General features: G+C 57.6%; 14 protein-coding genes. 11 read left to right on the forward strand and 3 right to left on the reverse strand.

Annotated features, from left to right (window positions below):
- Positions 1-2 precede the first annotated feature (2 nt).
- The 10 genes from BW956_RS14000 to zntB all read left to right on the forward strand — a co-directional run bounded on the left by BW956_RS14000 (position 3) and on the right by zntB (position 10,943).
- Entirely contained in the window at positions 3-3,107 is a 3,105-nt protein-coding gene (locus BW956_RS14000; protein ID WP_076463308.1) for an efflux RND transporter permease subunit, read from the forward strand.
- 20 nt (positions 3,108-3,127) lie between these two features.
- Positions 3,128-4,501 (forward strand): class II fumarate hydratase, encoded by a 1,374-nt coding sequence (locus BW956_RS14005; RefSeq protein ID WP_076463310.1) that lies wholly within the window; start codon positions 3,128-3,130, stop codon positions 4,499-4,501.
- 88 nt (positions 4,502-4,589) lie between these two features.
- Positions 4,590-5,786, forward strand: a complete 1,197-nt coding sequence (dapC, locus tag BW956_RS14010) for a succinyldiaminopimelate transaminase (RefSeq protein WP_076463312.1) — start codon at positions 4,590-4,592, stop codon at positions 5,784-5,786.
- Between the two features lie 11 nt (positions 5,787-5,797).
- Positions 5,798-6,148 (forward strand): ArsC family reductase, encoded by a 351-nt coding sequence (locus BW956_RS14015; RefSeq protein WP_076463313.1) that lies wholly within the window; start codon positions 5,798-5,800, stop codon positions 6,146-6,148.
- 61 nt (positions 6,149-6,209) lie between these two features.
- Entirely contained in the window at positions 6,210-7,241 is a 1,032-nt protein-coding gene (dapD, locus tag BW956_RS14020; protein WP_010322603.1) for a 2,3,4,5-tetrahydropyridine-2,6-dicarboxylate N-succinyltransferase, read from the forward strand.
- An 80-nt stretch (positions 7,242-7,321) separates the two neighbouring features.
- A complete protein-coding gene (dapE, locus tag BW956_RS14025) occupies positions 7,322-8,467 on the forward strand; it encodes a succinyl-diaminopimelate desuccinylase (protein WP_010322604.1) in 1,146 nt (381 codons plus the stop codon).
- Positions 8,464-9,291 carry a putative RNA methyltransferase gene (locus BW956_RS14030; RefSeq protein WP_076463316.1) on the forward strand — a complete coding sequence of 276 codons (828 nt, stop codon included), beginning with the start codon at positions 8,464-8,466 and terminating at the stop codon, positions 9,289-9,291. Before dapE ends, BW956_RS14030 begins: the two co-directional genes overlap by 4 nt.
- Positions 9,288-9,587, forward strand: coding sequence for a hypothetical protein (locus tag BW956_RS14035; protein WP_010322606.1), 300 nt, complete (start codon positions 9,288-9,290; stop codon positions 9,585-9,587). The genes BW956_RS14030 and BW956_RS14035 overlap by 4 nt, the downstream gene beginning before the upstream one ends.
- The gene (locus BW956_RS14040; protein ID WP_010322607.1) at positions 9,553-9,945 is read left to right on the forward strand and encodes a hypothetical protein; all 393 of its coding nucleotides are present in this window, start codon (positions 9,553-9,555) and stop codon (positions 9,943-9,945) included. Before BW956_RS14035 ends, BW956_RS14040 begins: the two co-directional genes overlap by 35 nt.
- Positions 9,946-9,968: 23 nt before the next feature.
- Entirely contained in the window at positions 9,969-10,943 is a 975-nt protein-coding gene (gene zntB, locus BW956_RS14045; RefSeq protein ID WP_076463318.1) for a zinc transporter ZntB, read from the forward strand.
- On the opposite strand, the gene BW956_RS14050 is transcribed toward zntB, so the two are convergent.
- Together BW956_RS14050 and BW956_RS14055 are read right to left on the reverse strand one after the other, a co-directional pair.
- The gene (locus BW956_RS14050) at positions 10,908-11,825 is read right to left on the reverse strand and encodes a DMT family transporter (protein WP_010322609.1); all 918 of its coding nucleotides are present in this window, start codon (positions 11,823-11,825) and stop codon (positions 10,908-10,910) included. The two genes, zntB and BW956_RS14050, sit on opposite strands and share 36 nt — an antisense overlap.
- A gap of 58 nt (positions 11,826-11,883) precedes the next feature.
- Positions 11,884-12,315 carry a hypothetical protein gene (locus BW956_RS14055; protein ID WP_076463321.1) on the reverse strand — a complete coding sequence of 144 codons (432 nt, stop codon included), beginning with the start codon at positions 12,313-12,315 and terminating at the stop codon, positions 11,884-11,886.
- A gap of 73 nt (positions 12,316-12,388) precedes the next feature.
- Between BW956_RS14055 and greB the strand changes: the two genes are divergently transcribed.
- The gene (greB, locus tag BW956_RS14060; protein WP_010322611.1) at positions 12,389-12,886 is read left to right on the forward strand and encodes a transcription elongation factor GreB; all 498 of its coding nucleotides are present in this window, start codon (positions 12,389-12,391) and stop codon (positions 12,884-12,886) included.
- Positions 12,887-12,957: 71 nt separating this feature from the next.
- Here greB and BW956_RS14065 read toward each other — a convergent pair whose 3' ends face one another.
- Positions 12,958-25,620 carry a DUF4347 domain-containing protein gene (locus tag BW956_RS14065; RefSeq protein WP_076463323.1) on the reverse strand — a complete coding sequence of 4,221 codons (12,663 nt, stop codon included), beginning with the start codon at positions 25,618-25,620 and terminating at the stop codon, positions 12,958-12,960.
- Positions 25,621-25,729 lie beyond the last annotated feature (109 nt).

Genomic DNA, 25,729 nt, shown 5'->3' on the forward strand with positions numbered 1-25,729 from the left:
GCATGCACGGATTCATCGCCCTTTTTGCCAGCCATCGCGTCGCCGCCAACCTGCTGATGCTGCTGTTGTTGCTCAGTGGCCTGTACGGTTTACGCCAGCTCAACACCCAGTTCTTCCCCACCTTTGATATCGATATTGTCACGGTAGAAGTGGTCTGGAGCGGCGCCAGCGCCGAAGATGTGGAGCGTTCTATTCTGCTGCCGGTGGAGCAGGAACTGCGCTCGGTCAACGGTGTGGATACGCTCTATGCCACCGCCAATCAGGGGCGTGCCGCCTTCCGCGTAGAGCTGGAAGAAGGCACCGACGTGGATTACGCCCTCACCGAAGTGCGCCAGAAGGTTGATGCCATTCGCGCCGACCTGCCCAGCGACAGCGAAGAACCGCTGATCCAGAAGGTCATCAATTACGAAGGCATCTCCGACGTTATTCTCACCTCGGACCGTGCCTCGCTGGATGAACTTCGTCCGCTGGCCTATCAGCTGGAACAGGAGCTGCTGGACCGTGGTGTGCGCAAAATCGATTTTATCGGCCTGCCGGAGCAGGAGATCGCCATCCAGGTGCCGCCCGAGCAACTGCAGCAATTGGGCCTGACGCTGGACCAGATCGCAGCCCGTATCCGTGAACAAAGCCGGGATCTGCCCGCCGGCACAGCGGCCCGCAGTGAAGGGGCACGCCAGATCCGCAGCCTGGGCCAACAGCGCGACAGCGAAGGCTTTCGTCAGCTGCCATTACTGACCGATGATCAGGGGCGTCTGGTTCGCGTCGGTGATGTAGCACAAGTGGAACAGCGCCCGCGTGACCGGTCTGTACTCTTGTCCTGGCAGGGCCAGCCTGCCGTACTGATGCAACTGAAGCGCACCGAAGCAGACGACACTCTGGAAGCGGCTGCGATCCTTGATACCTGGCTCGCCGACACCCGGCCCACCCTGCCGCAGGGTGTCGAGCTGGTGGCCTTCAATGAAAGCTGGCAACTGGTGCGCGACCGTATCCAGCTGCTGGTGAAAAATGGCATCAGCGGCCTGATTCTGGTGATTCTGGTGCTGTTCCTGTTCCTCAATGCCCGCGTCGCCTTCTGGGTCTGTGTCGGTATTCCGGTTTCATTCATGACGGCTTTGGCGGTGCTCTGGGGCATTGGCGGCTCCATCAACATGATGTCCCTGTTCGCCTTCATCATGGCCCTTGGGATCATCGTGGATGATGCCATCGTGGTGGGCGAGGATACCCTGACCCATGTGCAAAAAGGCGAACCGGGCCTGCAAGCGGCCATCGGTGGCGCCAAGCGCATGGCTGCGCCAGTAATAGCCTCTTCGCTCACCACCATCGCGGCCTTTTTGCCGCTGTTGATGGTGGGTGGCATTATCGGCAGCATCCTGATCGACATTCCTACGGTGGTCATCTGCGTCATTCTGGCGTCGCTGCTGGAGTGCCTGCTGATTCTGCCCGGTCACCTGAGCCACAGCCTGCGCAGTATCCAGGATCTGCGCCCGTCCAAACTGCGCCTGCGACTGGATTCGGGCTTCCACCATTTCCGTGAGCACCAGTTCCGCCGTTTTATAACCCTGGCCCTGCATCACCGTGGCGCTACCCTTGCCCTGGCCCTGGGCTTGCTGGTGGTCGGATTTGGCCTTATTGCCGGTGGCCGCCTGTCGTTTACTTTTTTCCCCAGCGTGGATACCAACACCCTCACCGCCAACGTCAAGTTTGTGGCCGGTACCGACCGTATCCACGTGGATCGTTTTCTGGCGCATCTGGACAGTACGCTGGGCAGTACGGATGAGGCGCTGGGTGGTGACCTGGTCAAGGTTCGGCTGCGCGAATCCGGCATGGCCAATTTCCCGCGCAGTTCAGCCACGGCTTTCACCGGCGATACCTACGGTTCGCTCTATGTGGAACTCAAGCCGGCCGATGATCGTGAGGTGACCAACCAGCAGCTGATCCGTCACTGGCGTGAACAGATCCAGCTGCCCGCCGGTATTGAGAAATTCAGCATCGATTTGGCGCAGGCCGGCCCGCCCGGCAAACCCATCGAGGTCAAACTGACCGGCCCCGACGTCAGCACGCTGAAGCAGGCGTCACTGGCACTGCAGGACCGTCTGTCCCGTTACTCGGGGCTGTCCAATGTTGACGACGATCTGCCCTGGGGCAGTACCCAGCTGATCTACAGCCTGACACCCTCGGCGCAGGCTGCCGGACTGACACTGAACGCGCTGGGCGGTCAGCTCAGGTCCGCCTTTGATGGCCAGAAGGTACAGGCCTTTTACGAAGGACGGGACGAGATCGAAGTGCGCGTGATGCTGCCCGACGCCGCCCGCGATCAGCTCAGCACTCTGGGCTCACTGCCGGTGGTGCTGCCGGATGGCCGGGTCACGCCGATTGGCAATGTTGTCAGCTTCGAGGCACGACCGGGTCTGGACAGCCTGCAACGTATCGATGGCCAGCTGGCCCTGAATGTCTCAGCCGACCTGGATGAGGCCGTAACCAACGCTGACGAAGTCATCGCCAAACTGCAGGAAGAGGTTATTCCTTCACTGACCAGCGAGTACGGCGTCGGCGCCAGTTTTGAAGGCAAGAACCGTGACCAGCGCGAAACCCTGGCCGATATGAAAGCCGGCCTGCTGCTGGCACTGGCCCTGATCTACATCATCCTGACCTGGGTGTTCGGCTCCTGGAGCTGGCCCGTGGTGGTCATGCTGGCGATCCCCCTCGGCCTCACCGGTGCCATTTACGGCCACCTGCTCAGTGGCCTGGATCTGACCGTGCTGTCCCTGTTCGGCCTCTTTGGCCTGTCCGGTATCGTCATCAACGATTCCATCGTATTGGTCACCTTCTACAAGGGCCTGCGCGAACAGGGCATGGCAGCACGCGAGGCGATCATCGAAGCGGCCTGCCAGCGCTTGCGTGCTGTATTACTGACATCATTGACCACCATTGGCGGCCTGATGCCGATCCTGTTCGAGACCTCACTGCAGGCGCGCTTCCTGATTCCCATGGCCACTTCCATCGTGTTTGGCCTGGCCTACGGAACCCTGCTGATACTCGTGGTCATACCCGCTATGCTGAGTCTATTGGAAGAGAGCAAGACCAAAGCGAAAAAAGTGCTGCCCTGACCGGGCAAGGAGTTCACGAAATGGCCAATAACACCCGAGTCGAACACGATAGTCTGGGAGAAGTGGAAGTCCCCGAAGCGGCACTCTACGGTGCTCAAACCCAGCGCGCGGTGGACAATTTCCAGTTCAGCGAGCTGAAACTGCCGGATCATTTCATCGCTACCCTGGCCCGTATCAAGGCCGCCTGTGCTCAGGCCAATGCCGAGCTGGGCCTGCTGGAGAAGGAGCAGGCCGACGCCATTGTCGCCGCCGCCGACCGCGTTATCGAAGGCGGCTATGCCGAGCACTTCCCGGTGGATGTGTTCCAGACCGGTTCCGGCACCAGCACCAACATGAACATGAACGAAGTGCTGGCCTCGCTGGTCAAGCATCACTCGGGTCTTGAGTTGCATCCCAACGACCACATCAACATGAGCCAGAGCTCCAACGATGTGATTCCCACCTGCATCCATGTCAGCAACCTGTTGATGCTGGAAAATCGCCTGCTGCCGGCACTGCGCCATCTGGTCGGTCGTCTCACGCGCAAACGCTACGAAGTGGCAGATGTGGTGAAAACCGGCCGCACCCATTTGATGGATGCCATGCCGATCCGCATGGACCAGGAGCTGGCCGCCTGGCAGCAGCAGATTGAAGATAACCTGACACGGCTGGAGAACATTCGCCCACGCCTGACCCAATTGGCCCAGGGCGGCACTGCCGTCGGCACCGGCGTCAATGCGCCGCCTACCTTTGCCCGTCTGTTCTGCCGTTATCTCAGCACCCGCAGCGGCCTGACCGTCAAACCGGCCGCCAGCCATTTCAGTGCCCAGGCAACCCAGGACACGGCGCTGGAATTGTCCGGCCAGCTGAAAACCTGCGCCACCAGCCTGATGAAGATCGCCAATGATCTGCGCTGGATGAACTCCGGCCCGCTGGCAGGCCTGGGTGAGATCGCACTGCCCACGCTGCAGCCCGGCTCATCCATCATGCCCGGGAAGGTCAATCCGGTGATCCCGGAAGCGGTGATGATGGCCGCAGCCCAGGTCAGCGGTAACGACACCAGCATCAGCATCTGCGCTCAGCACGGCAACTTCCAGCTCAACACCATGCTGCCACTGATTGCCTATAACCTGCTGCAGAGCCAGACGCTGGTGGCCAACTCCGCCGAACACCTGGCCGATAAGGCCATTCAGGGCTTCAGCATCAACAACGAGCATATCGAGGCGACGCTTGCCCGCAACCCGGTGCTGGTGACGGCACTGAACCCGGTTCTGGGCTACGAACGCGCAGCTGCACTGGCCAAACAGGCCTATGCCGAATGCCGGCCCATCATCGACGTGGTTGCTGAAGAAACCGACTTGAGCCGCGAAGAGCTGGAACAGCTGCTCAATCCCCGGCATCTCACTGGCGCCTGACAGGCGCCATCCGCTATACTTTCGCCCCCAAACGTGAGCGAAAAACCCTGCTTTTTTTGTGAGTAGCAGGGCCTGACAGGAAAAGCGCATGAACCCAGATCTCGACAGACTCCAGCCCTATCCGTTTGAAAAGCTGGCCGTGCTCAAAGCCGGCGTCCAGCCACCGACCAGCCTTGAGCACATTTCGCTCGGCATCGGTGAGCCCAAGCACCCGGCACCGCCGTTCGTGCTCGAAGTGATGGCGGATAATCTCAGCTGCCTGTCGAACTACCCCACCACCAAGGGAATGCCCGAACTGCGCCAGGCCATCGCCGGCTGGTGTGAGCGTCGCTTTGAGCTGGGTGCGGGCAATGTGGACCCGGACCGCAACGTGCTGCCGGTGAACGGTACCCGTGAAGCGATCTTCGCCTTCACCCAGGCCGCCGTGGCACGCAAGCCCGATGCGATGGTGGTCGCGCCCAACCCCTTCTACCAGATCTATGAAGGCGCCGCCTATCTGGCCGGTGCCGAGCCGCACTACCTGAACTGTCTGCCGGAAAACGGGTTTATTCCGGATTACGATGCCGTACCGGTCGATGTCTGGCAGCGCTGCCAGCTGCTGTTTGTCTGCTCACCGGGTAACCCCACCGGCGCCGTGCATGACATGGACACGCTGAAAAAGCTGATTGCGCTGGCGGATGAGCACGACTTCATCCTTTGCTCCGACGAGTGCTACTCCGAGCTGTACCCGGATGAGAACAACAAGCCGGCCGGTCTGCTGCAGGCCTGTGCCGAACTGGGGCGCAGCGATTATGCCCGCTGCATCGTGTTCCACAGCCTGTCCAAGCGCTCCAACCTGCCGGGCATGCGTTCCGGCTTTATTGCCGGTGATGCCAGCCTGCTGGAGCCCTTCCTGCTGTACCGTACCTATCACGGCTGCTCCATGCCGATTCAACACCAGCTGGCCTCCATAGCAGCCTGGAACGACGAAGCACACGTACTGGAGAACCGCAGCCAGTACCGCCACAAGTTCGAAGCCGTACTGCGCGTGCTGCAGCCGGTCATGGACGTGAAACAGTCCGATGCCAGCTTCTACCTCTGGGCACCGACCCCCATCGCCGATGACGAGTTCGCCAAGGGCCTGTTCGAGCAGCAGAACCTGACCGTGCTGCCGGGTCGCTACCTGTCCCGCGAAATCGACGGTGTGGTACCGGGTGCAGGCTTCGTGCGCATGGCACTGGTCGCCACTGTGTCTGAATGTGTCGAAGCGGCCGAGCGTATCCGCCGCTACATCGAATCGCTGTAACGGGAGCCGGCATGACAACCATCTACGGTATCAGCAACTGCGATACGGTGCGCAAGGCGCGCAAATGGCTGGAAGCAGAAGCGGTTGAGTTCGAGTTTCATGATTTTCGCAAACAGGGCCTGAGTGCCGAGCAGGTTGCCCGCTGGTGCGCAGCCGCCGGCATCGACAAGGTTCTGAACAAGCGTGGCACCACCTGGCGCCAGCTGCCCGATGAGGTCAAGGCTACCACCGATGAAGCGGCACTGCAGGCGCTGCTGGTGGAGCAGCCCACACTGATCAAGCGTCCGGTGCTGGAACTGGACGACGGCCGCATCGAGATCGGCTTCAAGGCGGACAGCTATGCCGCCTTGTTCGGCAACTGAGCCGGGCCAACCAATACCGATTACTGAATACTTTTTTACTTTTTGAAGAACGGAGTTAACGATGGCGAATTTCGCACTGGGTCTGGGTGTAGGCACCAAATCTTCCGCAGGTGACTGGCTGGAAGTCTATTACAACGCACCGCTGCTGAACGCAGACGATGCACTGGTTGCAGCCGTGGCCGAGAAAGTGGGTTACGAAGGCGGTAACCAGGCGATTGAACTGGACGCAGCCCAGCTGAAATCACTGGAAGCGGCGTTCCTGTCCGTCGATGCTGAAGCTCAGGCTGAAGTCGTGGAAATTCTGGAAGGCACCTCTCAGCCGGTTGTCCTGTGCATCCTGGAAACCGATGCGGCACCGCAGACCACTGCCGAGGTGTATCTGAAGCTGTCCCTGCTGTCCAACCGTCTGGTTCAGCCGCACGGCCTGGACCTGAGCGGCATGTTCCCGTTGCTGCCGAACGTGGCCTGGACCAACGAAGGCGCCGTGGCACTGGAAGACCTGCCGCGTCGTCAGCTGTCTGCCCGTGCCCAGGGCCGCGTGCTGGACGTTCAGTCTGTGGACAAGTTCCCGAAAATGGCCAACTACGCGGTTCCGGCCGGTATCCGCATCGGTGATGCGGCCCGTATCCGTCTGGGCGCGCACGTGGGTGAAGGCACTACTGTCATGCACGAAGGCTTCATCAACTTCAACGCCGGTACACTGGGCGTGAGCATGGTTGAAGGCCGTATCTCTGCAGGTGTTGTCGTGGGCAACGGCTCCGATGTTGGTGGTGGCGCTTCTACCATGGGCACTCTGTCCGGTGGCAACAACGTGGTGATCTCCGTGGGTGAAAACTGCCTGCTGGGCGCCAACGCTGGTCTGGGTCTGCCGCTGGGCGACCGCTGCACCATCGAAGCCGGTCTGTACGTAACGGGCGGCTCCAAGGTCACCCTGCTGGACGACCAGAACAACTCGGTTGGCGTGATCAAGGCCGCCGAACTGGCCGGCAAGCCGGACCTGCTGTTCCGTCGTAACTCCCAGAACGGTCGTATCGAGGTGAAAACCAACAAGAGCGCGATCGAACTGAACGCTGAGCTGCACTCGCACAACTAAGCAGCGACCTCAGCGTACCCGACCCCGCACGCCGGCCTGGCCTGCGGGGTTTTCACCTTTTGCCAAGCAGGATATCCGTCATGACACAGCTCTCGCCCACTCTTGAACTGGCCAAGGACCTGATCAGCCGCCGCTCGGTCACCCCGGAAGATGCCGGCTGCCAGGAACTGATGATCAGCCGCCTTGAAGCCCTGGGCTTCAAGATTGAACGCCTGCCGTTCGAAGAAGTGACCAACTTCTGGGCCCGCCGTGGCGACAGCGGTCCGGTATTCTGCTTTGCCGGCCACACCGATGTGGTGCCCTCCGGCCCCGAAGCACACTGGGATCACCCGCCCTTCGAGCCGGTTATCGAAGAAGGCTACCTCTGCGGCCGTGGTGCCGCCGACATGAAAGGCAGCCTGGCGGCATTTGTAACGGCTGTAGAACGCTTTATCGAGCACCACCCGGACCATGAAGGCTCCATAGCCTTGCTGATCACCAGCGACGAGGAAGGTCCCTTCGTCAACGGCACCACTCGCGTCATCGATCACCTGGAAGCCCGCAACGAGAAGATCGACTGGTGCATCGTCGGTGAACCCTCCAGCACCAACAAGCTGGGCGATATCATCAAGAACGGCCGTCGTGGTTCCCTCAGCGGCAGCCTCAAGGTACGCGGCATTCAGGGCCATGTGGCCTATCCGCACCTGGTACGCAACCCGATTCACGAAGCGGCGCCAGCACTGGCCGAACTGGCCGCGACCACCTGGGACGAAGGCAATGACTTCTTCCCGCCGACCAGCTTCCAGATCTCCAACATCAACGCCGGTACCGGTGCCACCAACGTGGTCCCGGGTGAAGTGGATGTAGCCTTCAACTTCCGCTTCTCCACCGAAGTGACTGCAGACGAGCTCAAGATCCGCGTGCGGGACATTCTCGACAAACACAACCTGGAGTGGGATATCGACTGGATTCTGTCCGGTAACCCCTTCCTGACCGCTGCCGGCGATCTGGTTGATGCCAGCCGCGAAGCGATCCAGGCGATCATGGGTTACGAAACCGAACTGTCCACCTCCGGCGGCACCTCCGACGGGCGTTTTATCGCGCCTACCGGTGCACAGGTGGTGGAACTGGGGCCGTGCAACGCCACCATCCACAAGATCAACGAGCGCGTGCGCGCCCAGGATCTGGATGACCTTTCGTCCCTGTACGAAAATATCCTGGCCCGCCTGCTGGTTGCCAAGGCATGAGCCAACCTGCACTGGCCTGCCCGGTCTGCCGTGAGGCACTGGTACTGGATGACAAGCGGCTGAGCTGTGCCAACGGGCACAGCTTCGACCGCGCCCGTCAGGGCTACTGGAACCTGCTGTTGCCGCAGAAGAAGCGCAGCAAGGCTCCGGGCGATAATGCCGAAATGGTGCAAGCCCGACAGCGTTTTCTGGAAGCCGGCTACTACACGCCGCTGGCGGAGCGCATCGGTCAGCTGCTGCAGTCCGAACTCAACCCAGACGAGCAGACACAGTTGCTGGACCTGGGCTGCGGCGAAGGCTGGTATACCGACCGTCTGGCGCGCCAATTGGGCTGCTGCACCACCGGTCTGGATATCTCCAAGGACGCGATCAAAACCGCCTGCAAGCGCAATAAAGACGTGCACTGGCTGGTAGCGACCGGCGCCGATATCCCACTGGCCGAAGCTTCCGTCGATGCCGCTACACTGGTATTCAGCCGCCTGATGCCGGAACCCACTGCACGCGTACTCAAGCCCGGCGGGCTGCTGCTGGTGGTCATCCCTGGCCCCAACCACCTGTTGGCACTGCGCAGCCTGATCTACACGGATGTCCGCGCCACCTCCGGATTTGATCCTGCCGCCCTGCTGGCGGAACAGTTTGAGCCGGTATCCTGTGAATCCCTGAGTTTCGACTTCACGCTGGACACTGCCGAGGCGATACAGGACCTGCTTGCCATGACGCCCCATGGCCAGCGTCTCAAACCCGAAGCCCGTACCCGCCTGAGCCAGCGCGAGCAGCTGCAGGAACAGGCAGACTTTACCCTGTACCTTTTTCACAAACGATGAACTGGCAGCGCCTCAAAGCCAGATTGCGCCGCCAGGCCGAAGACGGTCGCGCCAACCTGCGCAACCTGATGAGCGGCGCCTTCCTTTTCTTTGTAGGCCTGGGTGCCATCATGATGGCACAGTACAGCCTGCCGAGCGGCCTCAAGGCTGAAATGCTGGCGCTGGCAGGCTTGATCCTGCTGAGCCTCGGCAGCATACTCGCCCTGTATGGCTACCTGAGCCTCAGCCTGCTGCGAATTTGGCACTTTCTGGACGACGATGATGAGCGACGAGACGACACGCCACCCCGACATTGAGATTTACATCAAGAGCCGCTCGCTGGAGCAGATTCTGGCCTGGCTGGAGCAACTGAGCGAATCCCTGCAGGCGGTGGAAACCGCCGGTAGCACCCACCACCTGTCATGCATCATCAAGGGTCAGACGATTCCGGTGATGATCCATGAGCGCGCGCTGGGTAAAGCCTGGACCAGCCTTTGGTTCCGCTCCGACGCCACCCCCTGGGAGCGCGATCTGGATTGCGCCGAAGAGGCATCCCGGGCTCTGGATACCCAGGTGCGCTGTATCGTATCCGGCTGGGAAGACGGCGATGACCCCGACGAGTGGTGGCGCATCGAAAACGGCAACACCGAAAAGATCAGCTGGCGTACCGAATAAGGCCATTGCACAGGAAAGCCGCCATGACACTCGAATCTCCCCCGCTACACGCGCTATTACTCGACGGTCAGGGCGGCGCAACCAGCCTGACACCGGCACAACTGGATGCCTGGCAGCCCGAACAGGGCCTGCTTTGGCTGCACCTGGATTACACCGACTCCGCCTCGCGACAGTGGCTGGAGCAGCAGAGTAAGCTGCCGGAACTGGCCATCGAATCCCTGCTGGCGGAAAACACTCGCCCCCGAGCCGCCCTGCTGGGCGAACACCTTTTGCTGGCCCTGCGTGGCGTCAATACCAACCCGGGTGCAGACCCCGAGGACATGGTGTCCATTCGCCTGTGCATCTCCTCCAACTGCATCATCTCCACCCGTAAACGCCGCCTGCTCTCGGTAATCAAGCTGGTAGAACAGCTGCATGCCGGTCAGGGCCCCTGCACCAGTGCCGATCTGATTGTGCAGCTCAATGAAGGGCTGGTGGAGCGCATGGGGCTGACCGTGGAAGCACTGGATGATGAGCTTTCAGAACTGGAATTGAACCTGCTGACCGACGCCGACAGTGAAATGCGTCACAGCGTGCGCAACCTGCGCCGCCAGTGCATCAGCCTGCGTCGCTACTACTCACCCCAGCGTGATGCGTTCAACCAGCTGCAGGGCGAACGCCTGGACTGGCTAAGCACCGATCACCGTCTTGCCCTGCGGGAGATCAGCGACCGCCTGCTGCGCCATATTGAAGATCTGGACATGCTGCGCGAGCGCGCCGCCATGGCACAGGAAGAGCTGGCCAGCCAGCAAAGCGAGCAGCTCAACCAGCGCATGTACGTGCTGTCGATCATCTCCGCCATTTTCCTGCCGCTGGGCTTCCTCACAGGCCTGCTGGGCATCAACGTGGGCGGCATTCCCGGTGCTGACAACGACAATGCCTTCCTGATGTTTCTGGCCAGCCTGAGCCTGATGGTGGGCGGATTATTCTGGCTGTTCCGCCGCTGGCGCTGGCTCTGAAGGCTTCATTTTCTGCTGCAGCACCACTGCACCCACGATCAGTGCCAGCCCCACAAAGGTGGCGGGCACTATGGGCTCATTCAGGAACAGCCGGATAAACACCAGCGACAGAAAGGGTGACAGGAAAATCAGGTTCGATATGCGGCTGACATGCGTCGCCGCCCGCATCGCCCCCAACCAAAGCAGGAAGGTTACCCCCATCTCGAACAGCCCCACATAGGCAGCCCCCAACACCCCCTGCAGGGAGGGCACCACCAGCTCACCCTGCCAGGCCATCAATGCCCACACCATGGGCGTACCCAGCAGAAAACAGAGCAACAACGTTACCGCCGGCGCCCCTTCGGCACGGGTGTTGAGAATCCAGTACAACGCCCAGATCAGGGTACTGCCCAGTGCCAGTGCCACCCCGGGCAGGCTGTCGAACTCCAGTGCCAGCAGGTTGCCGCGGGTAGCAATCACCAGCGCGCCCATATACCCCAGCAGCATGGCGATAATATCGATGCGGTGCAGTTTCTGCTTCAGCAGAGGCACAGCCAGCAATGCCAGCGTCAGTGCCCAGGTGTAATTGAGCGCCTGAGCCTGCTGCGCGGGCAGCAGGTCATAGGCACGGAACAGCACCAGATAGTACAGAAAGGGATTCAGCGCACCCATGGCCAGATAGTAGCCGGGACGCCGGCGCAGCTGTTGCAGCAGCTCACCCCAGCGGTGCTGCCAGCTGACCGCTACCGCCAGTACCAGCGTGGAAAACAGGCCGGACCAGCCCAGCAACTGCAGTGGACTGAGGGTCTGCAAAGAGAGTTTAAATGCCGTGGCCACCGTGGACCACAGCAGGACTGCGCTCAGACCGAGCAGCATGGCGCGTGACTGGGATTTCTCCGACATCCGAACAACCTCAGGTGGGGGACAAAACGCGCTAGCAAAACATATTTGCGGCTCTGTGTCAGGCCTCTACGTGGATTGAACTTCGCGCCTGCTCGATTTCGCCGGCCAGGTTACTGGCTGCATAGAGGGCAACCTGCTCGAAGCGGTCGGATCGCAGCGCCTGGGCACGTGGCGTACGGGCCTGCACGTCCAGTCTGGAAACCTGAAACGCATAGTCGCCCGGATTGGGGTCATTAATGGAATGATTAAGGCGATCAACCACCTGGGAGGTGTGCAACTCGGTGGGATCGGGGTAGCTAAGGCCGGCAGTGGTGGGCAGCTCAAACCCTTCACCTGCGGGCGCAGCCGCCTGTTGCGGCTGGTAGATCTCCTGATTGGAGGCAATAAGGCTGAGCAAAAAGGCGAATTGGGCACCATTGGGCGACTGCACTGCCTGTGGCAGTGAGGCCGTATAGGTCTCAATTCGATTTTGAATTTGCTCTGTTTGCATCATCCCTCCGTAGTGACTGGTATTATCGGCAAACAGCTGTAATCCTTTACTTTTTTCTTACGGAGACCTGTCGATGGGACGCTGGCGCCCCCCTCAGGCGAAGAGTTCGCCCTATATCACTCAGGAAGGCTACAACCAGCTCACAGAGGAGCTGAAATACCTGTGGAAGGTAAAACGCCCGGAAGTCACTCAGGCCGTCAAGGAAGCCGCAGCTCAGGGCGACCGCTCGGAGAATGCTGAATATATTTACGGCAAGAAGCAGTTGCGTGAAATCGACCGGCGTGTGCGCTACCTGTCCAAACGGCTGGAGCACATCAAGGTGGTCGACCGTGCACCGGATGACCAAAGCCGTGTTTTCTTTGGCGCCTGGGTCACGCTGGTGGACGAAGAGGATCAGGAACGGCGTTATCGCATCGTCGGTGCCGACGAAATAGATCCTGCCAAGGGTTACATCAGCATAGACGCACCGTTGTCACGGCAGCTGTTGAAAAAACAGGTGGGCGATGAAGTAGTCATTGAGCGCCCCGAGCAGGACGAGCTCTGGCTGGAAGTGCTGGCGATAGAGTATTGAGGGCCCAATAAAGCCGGGGCCCCACCAACCAAAGATGATGGGGTGCCCGGCATTGAGCTGGCTATAAAGCCTTAGAACAGCAGATCAACTACCCCGCCTTCGCCTACAACCGTAATAGGCTCGCCGGTTTCAGCAACCTGATCCCTGATCAAATTGTAGATGGCCCCTACTCCAGGCACATCCATATCAGCTGTTATACCCTGCAGCCAATCCCGCACAGGCGCCAGGTCACTGGCATCAAAGGTTGCCATAACCTCAGCGTCCGCATCTGGATCCAGTAGCCAAGTGAACGTCTGTGCAGCTGCAAGCTTGTTATCCACCGCCTCGGCATCGCCGTTCTGTGCGCCCTGCAGGATATCCAGCATCAAGGTGCCCGCAGTTGCCGGACGGCCATCTTCATACTCGCCTGCGATAAAGGCACTGCGATAGAAATCAAGACCTTCAGTTTCCACGGACCGATCGAACAGCGTGCCATACAGATCGCTAATGAATGCATTCACATTGGCCTCGGTAATATCACCATAGAGGGCCCGTGATTCTGACGAGCTTGCAAAGGCATCTACGATGTTATCCAAGCTGCCATTGTGTTCATTCAGATAGTCCACCCAGAAGTCGAGGCCTGCCGAGTCTGCAGGACGCTGGTAGTAAGCGATATAAAGCGCCTGTACCTGTTCGCTAATAGCGTTACTGCCAAACGCCAGAGCCCCTGGGTCCGATATTTTGCCGTTGGTAGCATCGCCATCAGCATCAAACTCACCGCCATCCGTGATCTGGAAATCCAGTCGCAGCTTGTCACCTTCCAGCACAATCTTGCCGCCGTACTCTTCAGACGCCAGATTTACCCAATCACCTTGGGCATCCTGTTTCCAATAACCGTTAACAGCCACGTCGTCATCGACATAGAGGCTGAAGGTTTCGGTTCCGCCAGCATTTTCGATACCGATATCGGCATCAAACGCAATCATCCCCAGCGGCATATCCAGATCACCCGTTGTATTTTCCTCGGGTTTGTCCAACTGACGCACGTTGGTCAATTTTACGCCACTGTTGGTAGATTTACCGTTTTCACTACCTCCGGTGAGTGAGACAAAAATCGCGGGGGCATCAGGTTCCTGGGACGGCGTAGGCGTATTTTTGAACGGCACCGAAGCGACATCCTGTTGCTCACTATCCTGAACACGGTCACCGTTTCCATCGCCCTGAGAGCCTCCAACAAGAGAAGGCACAAAGTCCTCGATATCTTCTGGAATGCCATCACCGTCATTATCCGGCAGATCTTCCCAGTCTTCCTGAGGCGGAAGCCCAGGTTCAGGCTGTGGTTCCGGTTCCGGTTCCGGCTCAGGCTCAGGCTCAGGCTCAGGCTGTGGTTCCGGTTCAGGCTGAGGCTGGGGCACAGTTGGAGTTCCACCACCGCCACCTGTGCTCGGAGTGATATTGCTGACGGTTGCGTCAACAAGGCTCTGCGCATCATTACCCGCGCTGTCCTGCAATGCGACCACATCATCCTCTGTGGTCGGGTCAGTGTAAGAAACTTTAACGGCCTGCCCAGCCCGAACAGCACTGGCCAGTGTGAGGGTTACAGTCTTGGCAGTAGAATCTACTGCTACAGCATTTACCGCAACGACCGAGCCATTGACGTTAACGCCAAAGGCTGCAGCAGACGGCAGGTTAGATGACGCCAATTGGCTGGCATCGGTGTAGGTCATAACCAGACTATTGCCATTTACAGTGGCAAAGCCGAATACAGGGCCATCAGTGTCACCAACGGCAGAGCCTTCCGGTTCCTGATCCAGCACTGTGACAGCCAAAGCCTGTTCAGCATAAGACCCTTCGTCATTGGTCGCACGAACGATCACGTTGTAGACATTGTCTTCACCACTGTCGGTCGGATTTTCGAAGTCCGGCGCACCTTTGAAGCGCAGCAGGTTACCCGACACAACTTCAAACAGGCTGCTGTCCGGGTTATCAGCACCATTATCACCACTAATACTGAAGGTGATTGGCCGCCCGTTTGGATCAACCGCTGACAGCGCTGTCACCAACTGCGAGTTTTCGACTACAAAGAAGCCACTTGCGATCGAAATACTGGGCGTAACACCCGTCGCAATGTTCACGTTGACCGCCGCTGGCTGAGACTGGCCGCCATCACCATCACTAAGAGCAAAGCTGACGGTGCGTGATGTGTGGACTGGTTCTTCCTGGTCGTTGGTGAACTGAATCGCTTCAACCAGTGCTGAGACCGCTTCCTGTGTGGAGTTAGTGTTAAAAGTCACCACCAGGTCGCTGGTACCGCTACCCCCGGAGAGGGTGCCAATGACAGTGCCTGCATAGGAAACATCACTGCCGGCAACGCTGATCTGCCCAGCGCCGGTACCTACGTTTTCGATACTCAGCACATCATGGGCGGGATCGCGGTTGAAGGTAATCGATACCTGTAGCTTGCCACCATCAAAGTCGGGGGAGTCCGGGTCATTGATCACAACATCGCCGCCCTGCTCCAGCGTCTTGGCGCCGGAATTGGCCGGGTAACCCAGAATATCGGTATTCAGGCCACTGATAGCCGGAGCATCATTGACTGCGGCACGTGTGATGTTCAGCGTTGCTGCACTCGCGCTTGCGGCATCCGGATCAGTCACACTCAAATTGAGGCTATCATCCGTTTCACCGTCATTATGCTGATAGCGCACCTTGCCTGCATTCAGTTGACTGTGGCTGAAGGTATCGCCCGTTATCAGGGCTTCGCCACTATCCTGAGTACCGTTACCGTTGGCGTCAATATAGACAGTGCCGCCGACCGGTGCCGATTCAAGCGTGTAAGTCAGTGTATTGAGGGCATCATCAACATCCGCGGCCACAATATCGGTGGTCGTCAATGTTTTTGAGCCGCCTTCAGCGACCGCGAAGCCATTTGTAACCAGCGTCGGTGCATCGTTGACTGCACTGACCGCCACATAGCTGGTAAAAACAACATCTGAACTCTGATCACCAGCCTCAGTTACCTTGGTTAGAGTAACCGCGCGACTGCCTTGCGTCGGGTTTTCACTGGTGTTCTGGTAGGCAAGACCATCAATCAGGCTGTTCCAGGTAGCCTCGTCAGCATCGTTACTGAGGGTAACCGTGGCGGTACCACCGGTCACAGCAACAGTGTATCCAACACCACTAGACGTAGTGCCTGTTGTACCGGCTGTCAGGGCGATATTCACGCCATCAATGAACAGCTGTTCGGCGGCGCCGTCTTTCAGACCGCCCACCATCAGTGTCAGGCCGGTGAGATTTTCATCATCCTCGATCGGGTTTGCGTTGGAGCCGCTGAACAGCACTGCACCACTGGCGTCGCCTTCGGTAAAGGCAACAGGTGTCGCACTACTGCCCAAGGCAGTCGCCGCCAGAGTCGGCGCATCATCCATCGGGTTCACGGTGATGTTGAAGGCAGTAGCCTGATCATCCGCAGTACCACTATCAGCATCACTGAGCGCCAGCCCGTCACTGATATGGAAGCTGAAGCCGTCCTCGGTGGTTTCGCTGCCGTCGTGCTGATACTGGATAAGGCCTGCATCCACATCAGCCAGCGTGAAGGTGCTGCCGGCTGCCAGTGCTTCACCGGCATCCGCAGTGCCATTGCCGTTGGTATCACGGAACAGCACACCATGGGTGGTATCGCTGCTCAGCTGAACACCAAGGCCCGGCTGCTCGGTATCGGTGCCGTTGAGGTCAGCCAACGTCAGCGTGACAGCCTCGCCCTCGCTGACCACTCCATTGAGATCACCGGCAACCACTGGCGCGTTGTTGCTGTCCGGTAGCGTGTTGCCTACATCCTGCGTAGAGCTCAGGCCAATGAGCCCCGTGTTGTCGCCCGTACCATTGTCTTGCAGGCTGACAAGCGTCACCACTCGCAATCCAGCGGTTGCAGTGGGTGTTGGCGGTTCGGCACCGTCATTCTTACTGTTGACATACGCCAGGCTGCCGACCAGAGCACCTGCTTCGGCTTCGTTAAGCCCTGAGTGGGTCAGGGTTACCGTGGCGGTTGTATCGGTTACGGCGACGGCATATCCAATAGCCCCCGCGGCTGTTATACCGGTATTGCTATCGGTTAAGCCGATTGCTTCACCGTCAATCCTCAGTTGCTCATCAGCACCGTCGGCCAAACCGGTTACCGTCAGGATCAACTGAGTGATCAATTGGCCGTCCTCCACGGTGTCGGCAACTACACCACTGAACAGCACCTGGCTGCCGTCGATAACCGTTGGGTTTTCACCGGTTGCCGTCAGCCATGGTGCTACATCCACTGCAGCATCCGGCGCCTGCACGGCTGTGACACCACTTTCCAGTGTTTCAGCATTGCCACGACCATCGGTAAAGCTAACGGCGACCTTGTACTCTGTGCCCTCAGCGGCATCAGCCGGCAGGCTGTACGCCTTGGCGGTTGCTCCTTCTACAGGTTCCCAGGTACCGCCCCCATCTGTGCTAACCTGCCACTGGTAGCTGAACGGCCCCAATCCATCGGCATCGGCAATAGCAGAGGTATCCGCGGTAAGCGTTTCACCCGCCTGCGGCGTGCCATCATCCGTGATAGTGACAACACCGGTGGCTGCCGTGTTGGTAAAGGCCACAGTGCCGACCGCTTCACCGTTCAGGGTATTGGCCCGGCCCAGCGCATCGTCAAAGCTGACCTGTACACGGACTTGTTTACCCTGGTCGGCTGCTTCCAATGTGTAATTGGCCGCATCGGTGCCAACGTTATCCCAGGCTGTACCGTTGAAGGTTTGCCACTGATAACTGAAAACAAGGTTGTCTGGCCCGTCAGCATCGGCAATGCTACTGGCCTCGACCGTCAGCACTTCCCCTGGTGTCATTTCCCCCGTAATGACTGGTTCACCTGTGGGCACATCATCGGTTTCAGTAACCGTCAGGGTCACATCACCTGCCTGGTTGGCCGCAATATCGGCAAAGGCATAATCTTCCATGCCATCAACAACCTTGAAGCCAAAGCTGTCGTTACCGGTTGCGCTGGTGCCATCCGGGTTCTGGCCATTGTGGGCGTACTTGATCTGGCCCGCATCCACCTCGGCCTGAGTGAAGTAGCCGTCGGTACCAATCGCATTAATCGCGTCCAGGCTGTCACTGTCACCTGCTGTGACAATAGACTCGCCAGCGTCGACCACACCGTTGTTGTTGGTATCGCGGAACAACGTACCCTGGGTAGGTGTGGAGGTCAGTACATACTTGAGCGTGCCATTGTCGTTATCGACATCCGCACTGTTCAGATCGGCATTGGTGAAGACGTAAACGCCACCTTCATCCAGCTCACCCGCAACATCGCCACCTTTAACAGGGGCATCATTAACAGGAGTGATGCCGATGGTGGTAGTGGCAGGCACGCCGATATTATCCGCCGCATCAATCACCGTTACCTGAACCTGACGCGCAGCGATACCAGGATCATCAGATTCGTTCACATACTGAATTGCACGCAACCAGGGCTGGAACTGGCTGGCATCCGTGTTGCCGCTCAGTGTAATGGTATGGGTGTTGTTACCGGTAACGGTAATACCTAAATATTCCAGGTTCGTGGCAACAGCATCGGTGTAATACAACTTTTCAGAGGTGCCATCCTGCGGGTTCAGAATGGCTATCGTGACCTCCTTGAGATTACCATCCTGGTCAGTAATGCTGGAGTCAGCCGTTGCGATTGCAACACCCTCTTGTCCCTCGGTAAATCCAACAGCATGGTCGCGGCCGGAAGCCTCACCGTTCAGATCCACTACGGGTGTCCAGGGGACTTGCACCGTCACGGTAGCAAGGCGCGGATCTGCCACTGAGGCGGTTGTCAGCGGAGTATCACCACTTGCCAGAGAGATAGTGCCATCTGCATTGCGCTGATACGTTGGCTGGTTGTCAGCATCATAGAAGTTCAGTATGTCGCCGGATTCCAGAACCAATGGCTGGCTGGCAATGAAATGCTGGTTATCTTCCACTGTAGCGACAACCGCACCGCTATCTTCGCCATTGATAAAGATGCGTTGACCTTGGGCAATGTCGTTATTCTCAGCCTCGGTCTTGAACGCCGCCGCGTTACCCAGTACACCTTCTTCATCGGTAACTGATATGGTCAGTCCACGGTCACCGGTAAAAGCGCTTGGGTTACTGTTTTCATACAGCACCTCGCGCAGCACCGCCTGGTACTCTGCTTGAGTGGCCGTCCCGGCCAGGTTCAACTCAACGCTGGCAGCACTTTCAGTGATCGATACCGTCAAGCCTGCTGCTGTCGCTGCAACCGCACCTGCCTCGCTGAGGGTCAACTTTTCATAGATGGTGCCGTACTGATTATCAATGGCACCACTGGCCAGAGTAACGGTAGCAGACGTCAGGTTTTGTGCACTGGCATCAATATCGCTGAGGGTCAGTTCAGACGCCACCTTGACAGCCTCACCGCGTGGTTTGAATACAGCTGTAGCATGATTGCCAACCGTTGCATTGTTACCGTCAGGGTCAACTTGCACAGCATCATTGGCTGCGGTGGCCGTAATGTCTGTGGTGCCGGCTGCCACGACCGCGCCGCTACCGTCATCAACGCTGTAGTTGAGTGTGGCCACCGCTCCCGTCTGGTTCGCGGGTGACACATACAAGACATCGTTGTCCGACAGCCAGCCAGCCAGCACTGCTGGGCTGGAGGTAACAGAAAGTGTCAGCGTATCGGTATCATTACCCGTGATACTGACAGAGTCATCCAGCGAGTTTACCCGCATGGTTCCTGCGTTTACCGACAGTGTCAGTGACAGGGCATTATCATCAAGATCAACGACGGATAGCATATCCAACGGCAGTACGGTTGGCACATCCTCCACCACGTTTGCCGTTGCGACTTCGCCTGAAATAGACGGCTTGTCATTGGCACCATCAATCGTGATGGTCAACACCCCCGTGTCGGTAAGACCGTCCGGATCTTGCAGTGTGAAGTTGAATGTTTCAGTCGAAGACTCGCCGCTGTTAAGCGCCTGCACTGCCTCACTGTTTTGTGCAACCGTGTAGGTATAAGCACCGGTCGACTTGTTGACTTCCAGGTCACCAAATTCACCGCTGATAATGAAAGTAGTACCGGTGTCATTCGCCGGGCGGCCGAGCCCCTCAAGCTCGCCAGCGCGTACCGCACTCACTGTCAGGGCATCTGCTTGCCCAGGGTTGGCATCCGTTGCGCCGGCAGTGAGATTGCCGGTAGCGTCACTGCCGGCAATGTCGTTGTCAACACCACTCGCCTCGGTTGCATTGCCGCCGACATCTGCCGCAACAGGGGCAATTTCTGACAGGTTCACATTACGGGCAGTCGAGGTGATCGCTGTTTCAGTATTGCCCTGGTCATCGGTGTAGCTGGTGATAACACGTACCCACTTGCCACCATCCTCGGCAGTAAGGGTATAGCCGCTATAGATTGCGCCATCGATGTTCGTATAGCTACCGCCTTCAGTGTCGGCGCGTTGCCATTGATAGGTCGGTGTTGCGGTTGTCAAACCATCCACATCGGTAACCACCGCACTCCAGGTGTTACCTACACTGGAGCCACTTGCACTGATGCTAACAGCACCGGGATCATTTACATCGGCAATGGCTGGTAGCGCACTGGAAACCGGAGATTCGGCAAAGCCGCCATCATCAATATAAAACGCCTGAACACGCACCTGCATGCCGACTTCTGACTGCGCCAGCGTGAGAGTATTGCCCTGGCCGCGGGCACCGCCAATATCGTCCCAATCGGTGCCATTAGCTGACACCTGCCACTGATAACTGAAGGTGCTATTCGTTATCCCATCGGCGTCCGTCGGTGTTTCGGCCGTCAGCACATCCCCTTGTTTTGGCGCTTCAATACTTGCATCAGAAGCGATGGTGACTTCGCCCATATCATTGGAGCGTTGGGCACCTGAATAATCCGTACCTGTGCCACCCAAGTTAAGGGTAAATGAAGTGGCTGCTGTATCACCGCCGTTGTCTTCAGTACCCGTAACTTCGATGTTCAGGTAAGACACACCCGCCGGAGTATTACCCGTAATCAGAAGCTTGCCGGTATTTGCACCAGTACCTTCTTCCAAGGTCAGGCCAAAGTCGGCCAAGGGCTGAGCATTTGCCGTTGCAGCATAGCTAATACCCGTGATACTTGATGTGCCATCTGCCGCACCATCAGGATCAATAAACGGTTTGTCGACCAGGATACTAACGGCACCGCCTTCATTTGCTGACTGGTCCGGTAGCGGAATTGTCGACTGCAAGGGGTCGTTCGCATTCGCCACCTGCAGCGTGAATGCATCGGTTGTAGCACTGCCACCACTGCTTGCGGTTGCCGTGACTTTGACACTGATATCGGTTGAGCCATGGGGCGGATTGCCGCTAAAGGTTCCGGTGGTGGTGTCAAAGGTTAACCATTCAGGCAGTGCGGTGTCGTCAGCCAATGTGGCACTGTAGGCCAGGCTGTCGGTGTCATCTGATGCAAAATTGAATGCGCTGGCCGGTACGGTAAAACTACCGCTGCCGGCACCATCCACAAAGGGAACAGTTGAGGGAACCCCATTGGCAACCTTATCCAGGCTTGCCGTTTGGGTATTGCTGTACACCGCCAGCTCGAACTGGCTGGCAACGGTTGTATTGGAGCCTGCTGCATCGGTGGCGCGGATTTCAATGTACCGTGTCGTGGGCCCAGAGCCGTCGCCGCTCAAGGTTAGTGTATTAGCATCAAATGCCAGGGCCGCGGTGTTACTGATTTCAGTCGCGGCTTGAGTGCCACTACCATCGACAGTGACGGTATAGGCCGTATATGTCAGCGTATCATCGTCCGGGTCTCTGAAGGTATTGGCAGGAACCTGAACGCTCCAGCCATCACCTTGCTCTGTCACACTAGGCGTCACCGAAAGAGTTTGTCCCGTTACATCGGTCACGGTGAAATCAGAGGTTTGGATATCGGTCAGATTACCCGGGGTTTTACCCGTGAAGGTTACAACTGCGCCATCTGCGTTGGTGTCATAGGTGGTATAAGTGCCGCCGTTGACGGCTGTTGCTACATCTCCTGCAGCAACACTGCTGCCAGCTGACTGAGTGGTGCCATCAATGATGATATCGGCACCGCCGTAGGCACCGTCGAAGGTCAGGGTAACGGTTTCCTTTATTGCGTCAGCACCATCTTCAACACGTTTTAGGCCATCCGCGTCAAAACCTGTATTCAATGGGTTAGGGGTAGAAGCGTCACTCGTTACGACATATGTAAAGTCTGTGGGTGCCAAATCGGCGGTAACACCCGTTGCTTTGGCGGTAAAATTGACAATATCCGTGTCGGTTCCGTCAACTTCAACGTTCCATGTTCCATCGGCACTCAAAGCGGTTACAACTTTGCTGGCAACGGCTGCCGCATCATCCGTAGCAGTAACGTTGACTGTCTGTCCTAATACCGTAAGGGTGCCTTCACCAAGCGTTGTGCCTCCAAGGAATTGAACTTGCCACTGCTCGGTTGTGGCATCCGCACCTTCTTGCGTGACCGCTACTGAATAACTGCCACCCGGAATAATAACGGTATCACCATCACTGAAATCGGTGCGAGCACCCGCTACTGTAGCCGTCAGGGTGAGTATGTTGTCGGTAGTGCCGGTTTGGTCGTAATTTGTCGTGCCAGCACTGAATTCTGCGGCGACCTCGGCTCCGGTGGCTTTGCTGCCCAGCGTGATATCACCACTGCCATCAAAGGCAATGGTGGTGCCGCCCAAGGCTTCGCCAAAGGTGACCTTGGTGACTTCCTTGGGCGCGTCCGCTGCGGTCCAAGTGAGTGGGTTATCGACAACCGGTGGCTGGTTGTCATTGGCGCTGATGGTCAGATCGAAGCTGTCGGTAACACTCAGGCCGCCATCACTGGCGGTCACCTCAAAGGTAAGGGATTTATTGCCCCATTCATCAGCTGGAGGGTTGCCGGTGAAGCTGCGGGTAGCTTCATCAAAAGTCAGCCAGTCTGAAGCCTGTCCAGTACCACTGGTTGTTGAACCGCTGATGTCATAGGGAGTAACTGCGACACCACCCTCATGAGTGACCTTGACGGTGTATGCAAGACCTGAACCTTCAGCATCGGTAAAACTTGCCGCCGGAATCTGATACAGCCAGTCACCATTGCCAGTCAGGCTCTGATCAGCGATTGCAGCTGCCAACACCGGTGTATCGTTGGTGCCGGTCAGCGTGATGGTCAACGGTTGAACGGACAGGGCGCCACCGTCATCCGCCACTTTGAAGTCAAACTGCTCGGTTGCCGTTGCACCTTCAGGCAGCGCATTGATGGCATCGAACTCGGTCAATTCATACGACCAGGTTGCATCCGCGTTTAGCGTCAGGGTACCGAACAGGCCCTGTTTGCTCCATGTACCCGTTGTTTCCTGACCGCCGCGGATACTGAAAACCAGGGAAGAGTCTTCATCATCCACATCGGTGGCAGCCAATGTACCGGTCAGTTTACCTTCCGCCACCGTAGAGCCCGTCTCGGCCGTCAATGTGACGCCTGAGCCCACCGCGGTGTCGCTATTGGCCGTTTCACCCACACTGGCAGTCGCTTCAGTGCTGGTGAATACAGGGGCATCGTTTACCGCCGTGACCTCAGTGCCCAAGTCAATGCTGTTGGTACTCAGCGGGCCAGTGCTAGCCGGGTTGTTGGTATCAAACACCTCTCGTGTACTACTACTGGTGAATGTACCGGAGTAGGTATCGTCCAGTGCCCAAATAGTCAGTGGGCTGGGCGTGCCGTTGGCGTTTTCATTGGGCTCAAAGCGAAGTTTGGTTGTACTGGTAGCCGCCAGGACAAGCCCGGCATCCGCACTGACGGTGCCGACGTCATGCCAGGTTGAACCGCCATCTGTGCTGTACTGCCACTGCCCGATGCTGGATTCAGTATTGGCCGTAATCACAATGGCCGCCATATCGCTATCCACATCACTGAAGCGTGGAATGAACAGGTCACTGACGGCACTGCCGTTATTGACGGCAGCATCTTCAGTAATGGAAGCCAGGGTGGGCGCACTGATAATCGTAGGGCGATCATTGACCGCATGAACCCTCACCTGCACAGCCACCGGGCTGTCTGAAACCGCACCTTCAGCATCCTGCGCGACCACGTAAAAGGCATTGATAATGCCGTTGGCATTCTCGTCCGGTGTCCACACGGCAGTTTTTGAGGCGGTAATAACATCGTTGCTGCCGACCGCCCAGGCAGCACCGTCAATGGTTAAAGTGCCGCTTGCAACCGATGTGACAACAAAGCCAGTTACCGTGCCGACCGTATCGTCAGCATTCATATCCGCTTCATTACCCCAGTGGATCAATTCGGCATAGGCAATGGTTTCCGCGATATCTTCGTTCGTGCCACCAACCGGTTCAGCAAACGCGGTCAAAGTCGGTGCAGGATTACTTTTGGGCACCTCATTGACAGAATCCTGCAGTTCTGCGGCACTGGCTGCAAACACATAGGCAAACGAAAAGGTTTTGGACTGGCCCGCAACGAAGTTGCCCAACTCAAAGCCGACACCGATGGTATTGTCGCCATCACCGACATCAGTGCCTGCAAGGTAAGAGTTTGGATCTGTACTCCAGCCGGTAACACCGGTGTTGTGGGTAAATGAACTATCAGTATAAAGGCCAATGTACCTATCACTGACAGGGCCTTTGGCCAATACGATATCTGTCGGTGCTATATCAGTGGCACCACGCACGTTATTGGTGCTTGAGGTAGACCCGGGCAAACCGTTTGAATCCACATCGGGGTCGATACCACGCGCGTATTTGACATCATACACAGTGCTGGAGCCTGTGTTTTCAATCTTGACCTGCATGTTAATGACTTTGGCGGCCTGCCCCAGCGTATAGATCTGCGTAATTTTCAGATTGCCGGCCGTACTTTCATAGGTAATTGATCCATACGTATCCTGGCCCGATGTCGTAATATCGGTTGACTTGAGCGTCGTGGTCATGGAACCACTGGTTCCGCCAGAGGAGTTATTGTTGACGTAATTGCTCGAACCGGTTTTGACGGCAAACATTTCCCAGGGTGAACCTGGAGTCAGGTAGTCAGCCGTATCCAGGAAGTTATAGGAGCCATCCTTGTCATATTGGATACCCGGTTTGACGCTTCCGCTGTAACCCAGAGTGCCGTTATCACTGTAACCAAACTTGACGTATCTATTTTGCAAAAAGCCTGAAGCCAGCAGCACATCTGCAGCTGCGGAAGAAAGTGTTGCCGATTCAACAGAACCAACGCCCGCTTCCAGCACCCAGTCTCCACCTTTAGCCTCAGCACCGGTAAAGTCATCAGATGCAGCCACATCAGCACCCGTGACTTGCGCCAATTTGCCGATAAAGTCTACGCCGGTCTGCTCAGCCGCAATGTTACAGCCATACAGCAGAATATCGCCCTCGTCGTTCAGGCTTTGTCCGATCTTCTCCAAGGCAGCCGAGTAATCGGCGAGACTGTCATCATTGAGACTGGCTGTGCCAAGCTGTACCTGACCTTCACTGCCATGGGAAAGGATATGAATAGCATCGTATCCGCTGTTATCTTCGGCCCATTCAGCGATTTGGAGGATACCGTCCTGGGTACCATCAATAAGCTGGACTTCTACACCTGCGGGCAAACCGTCCACCAAGCTTTGGTAATCGCTTACCGAGGTGTCAATAAAAGCAATTTCATGGCGATCTTGGGGGAAAACTGAGGATGAACGTGTGGTCATGCTGAGCAGCTCCAGACATCAGATTCAATCAGAGACCAGGCGCCTTACTTCATTGAACGAAGCACTCTAACACCTGTTTTATTGTCTCCATCTTACGAATCTTCTCGAA

This window comes from Marinobacterium stanieri (genome assembly GCF_900155945.1).
GTDB classification, from domain to species: domain Bacteria; phylum Pseudomonadota; class Gammaproteobacteria; order Pseudomonadales; family Balneatricaceae; genus Marinobacterium; species Marinobacterium stanieri.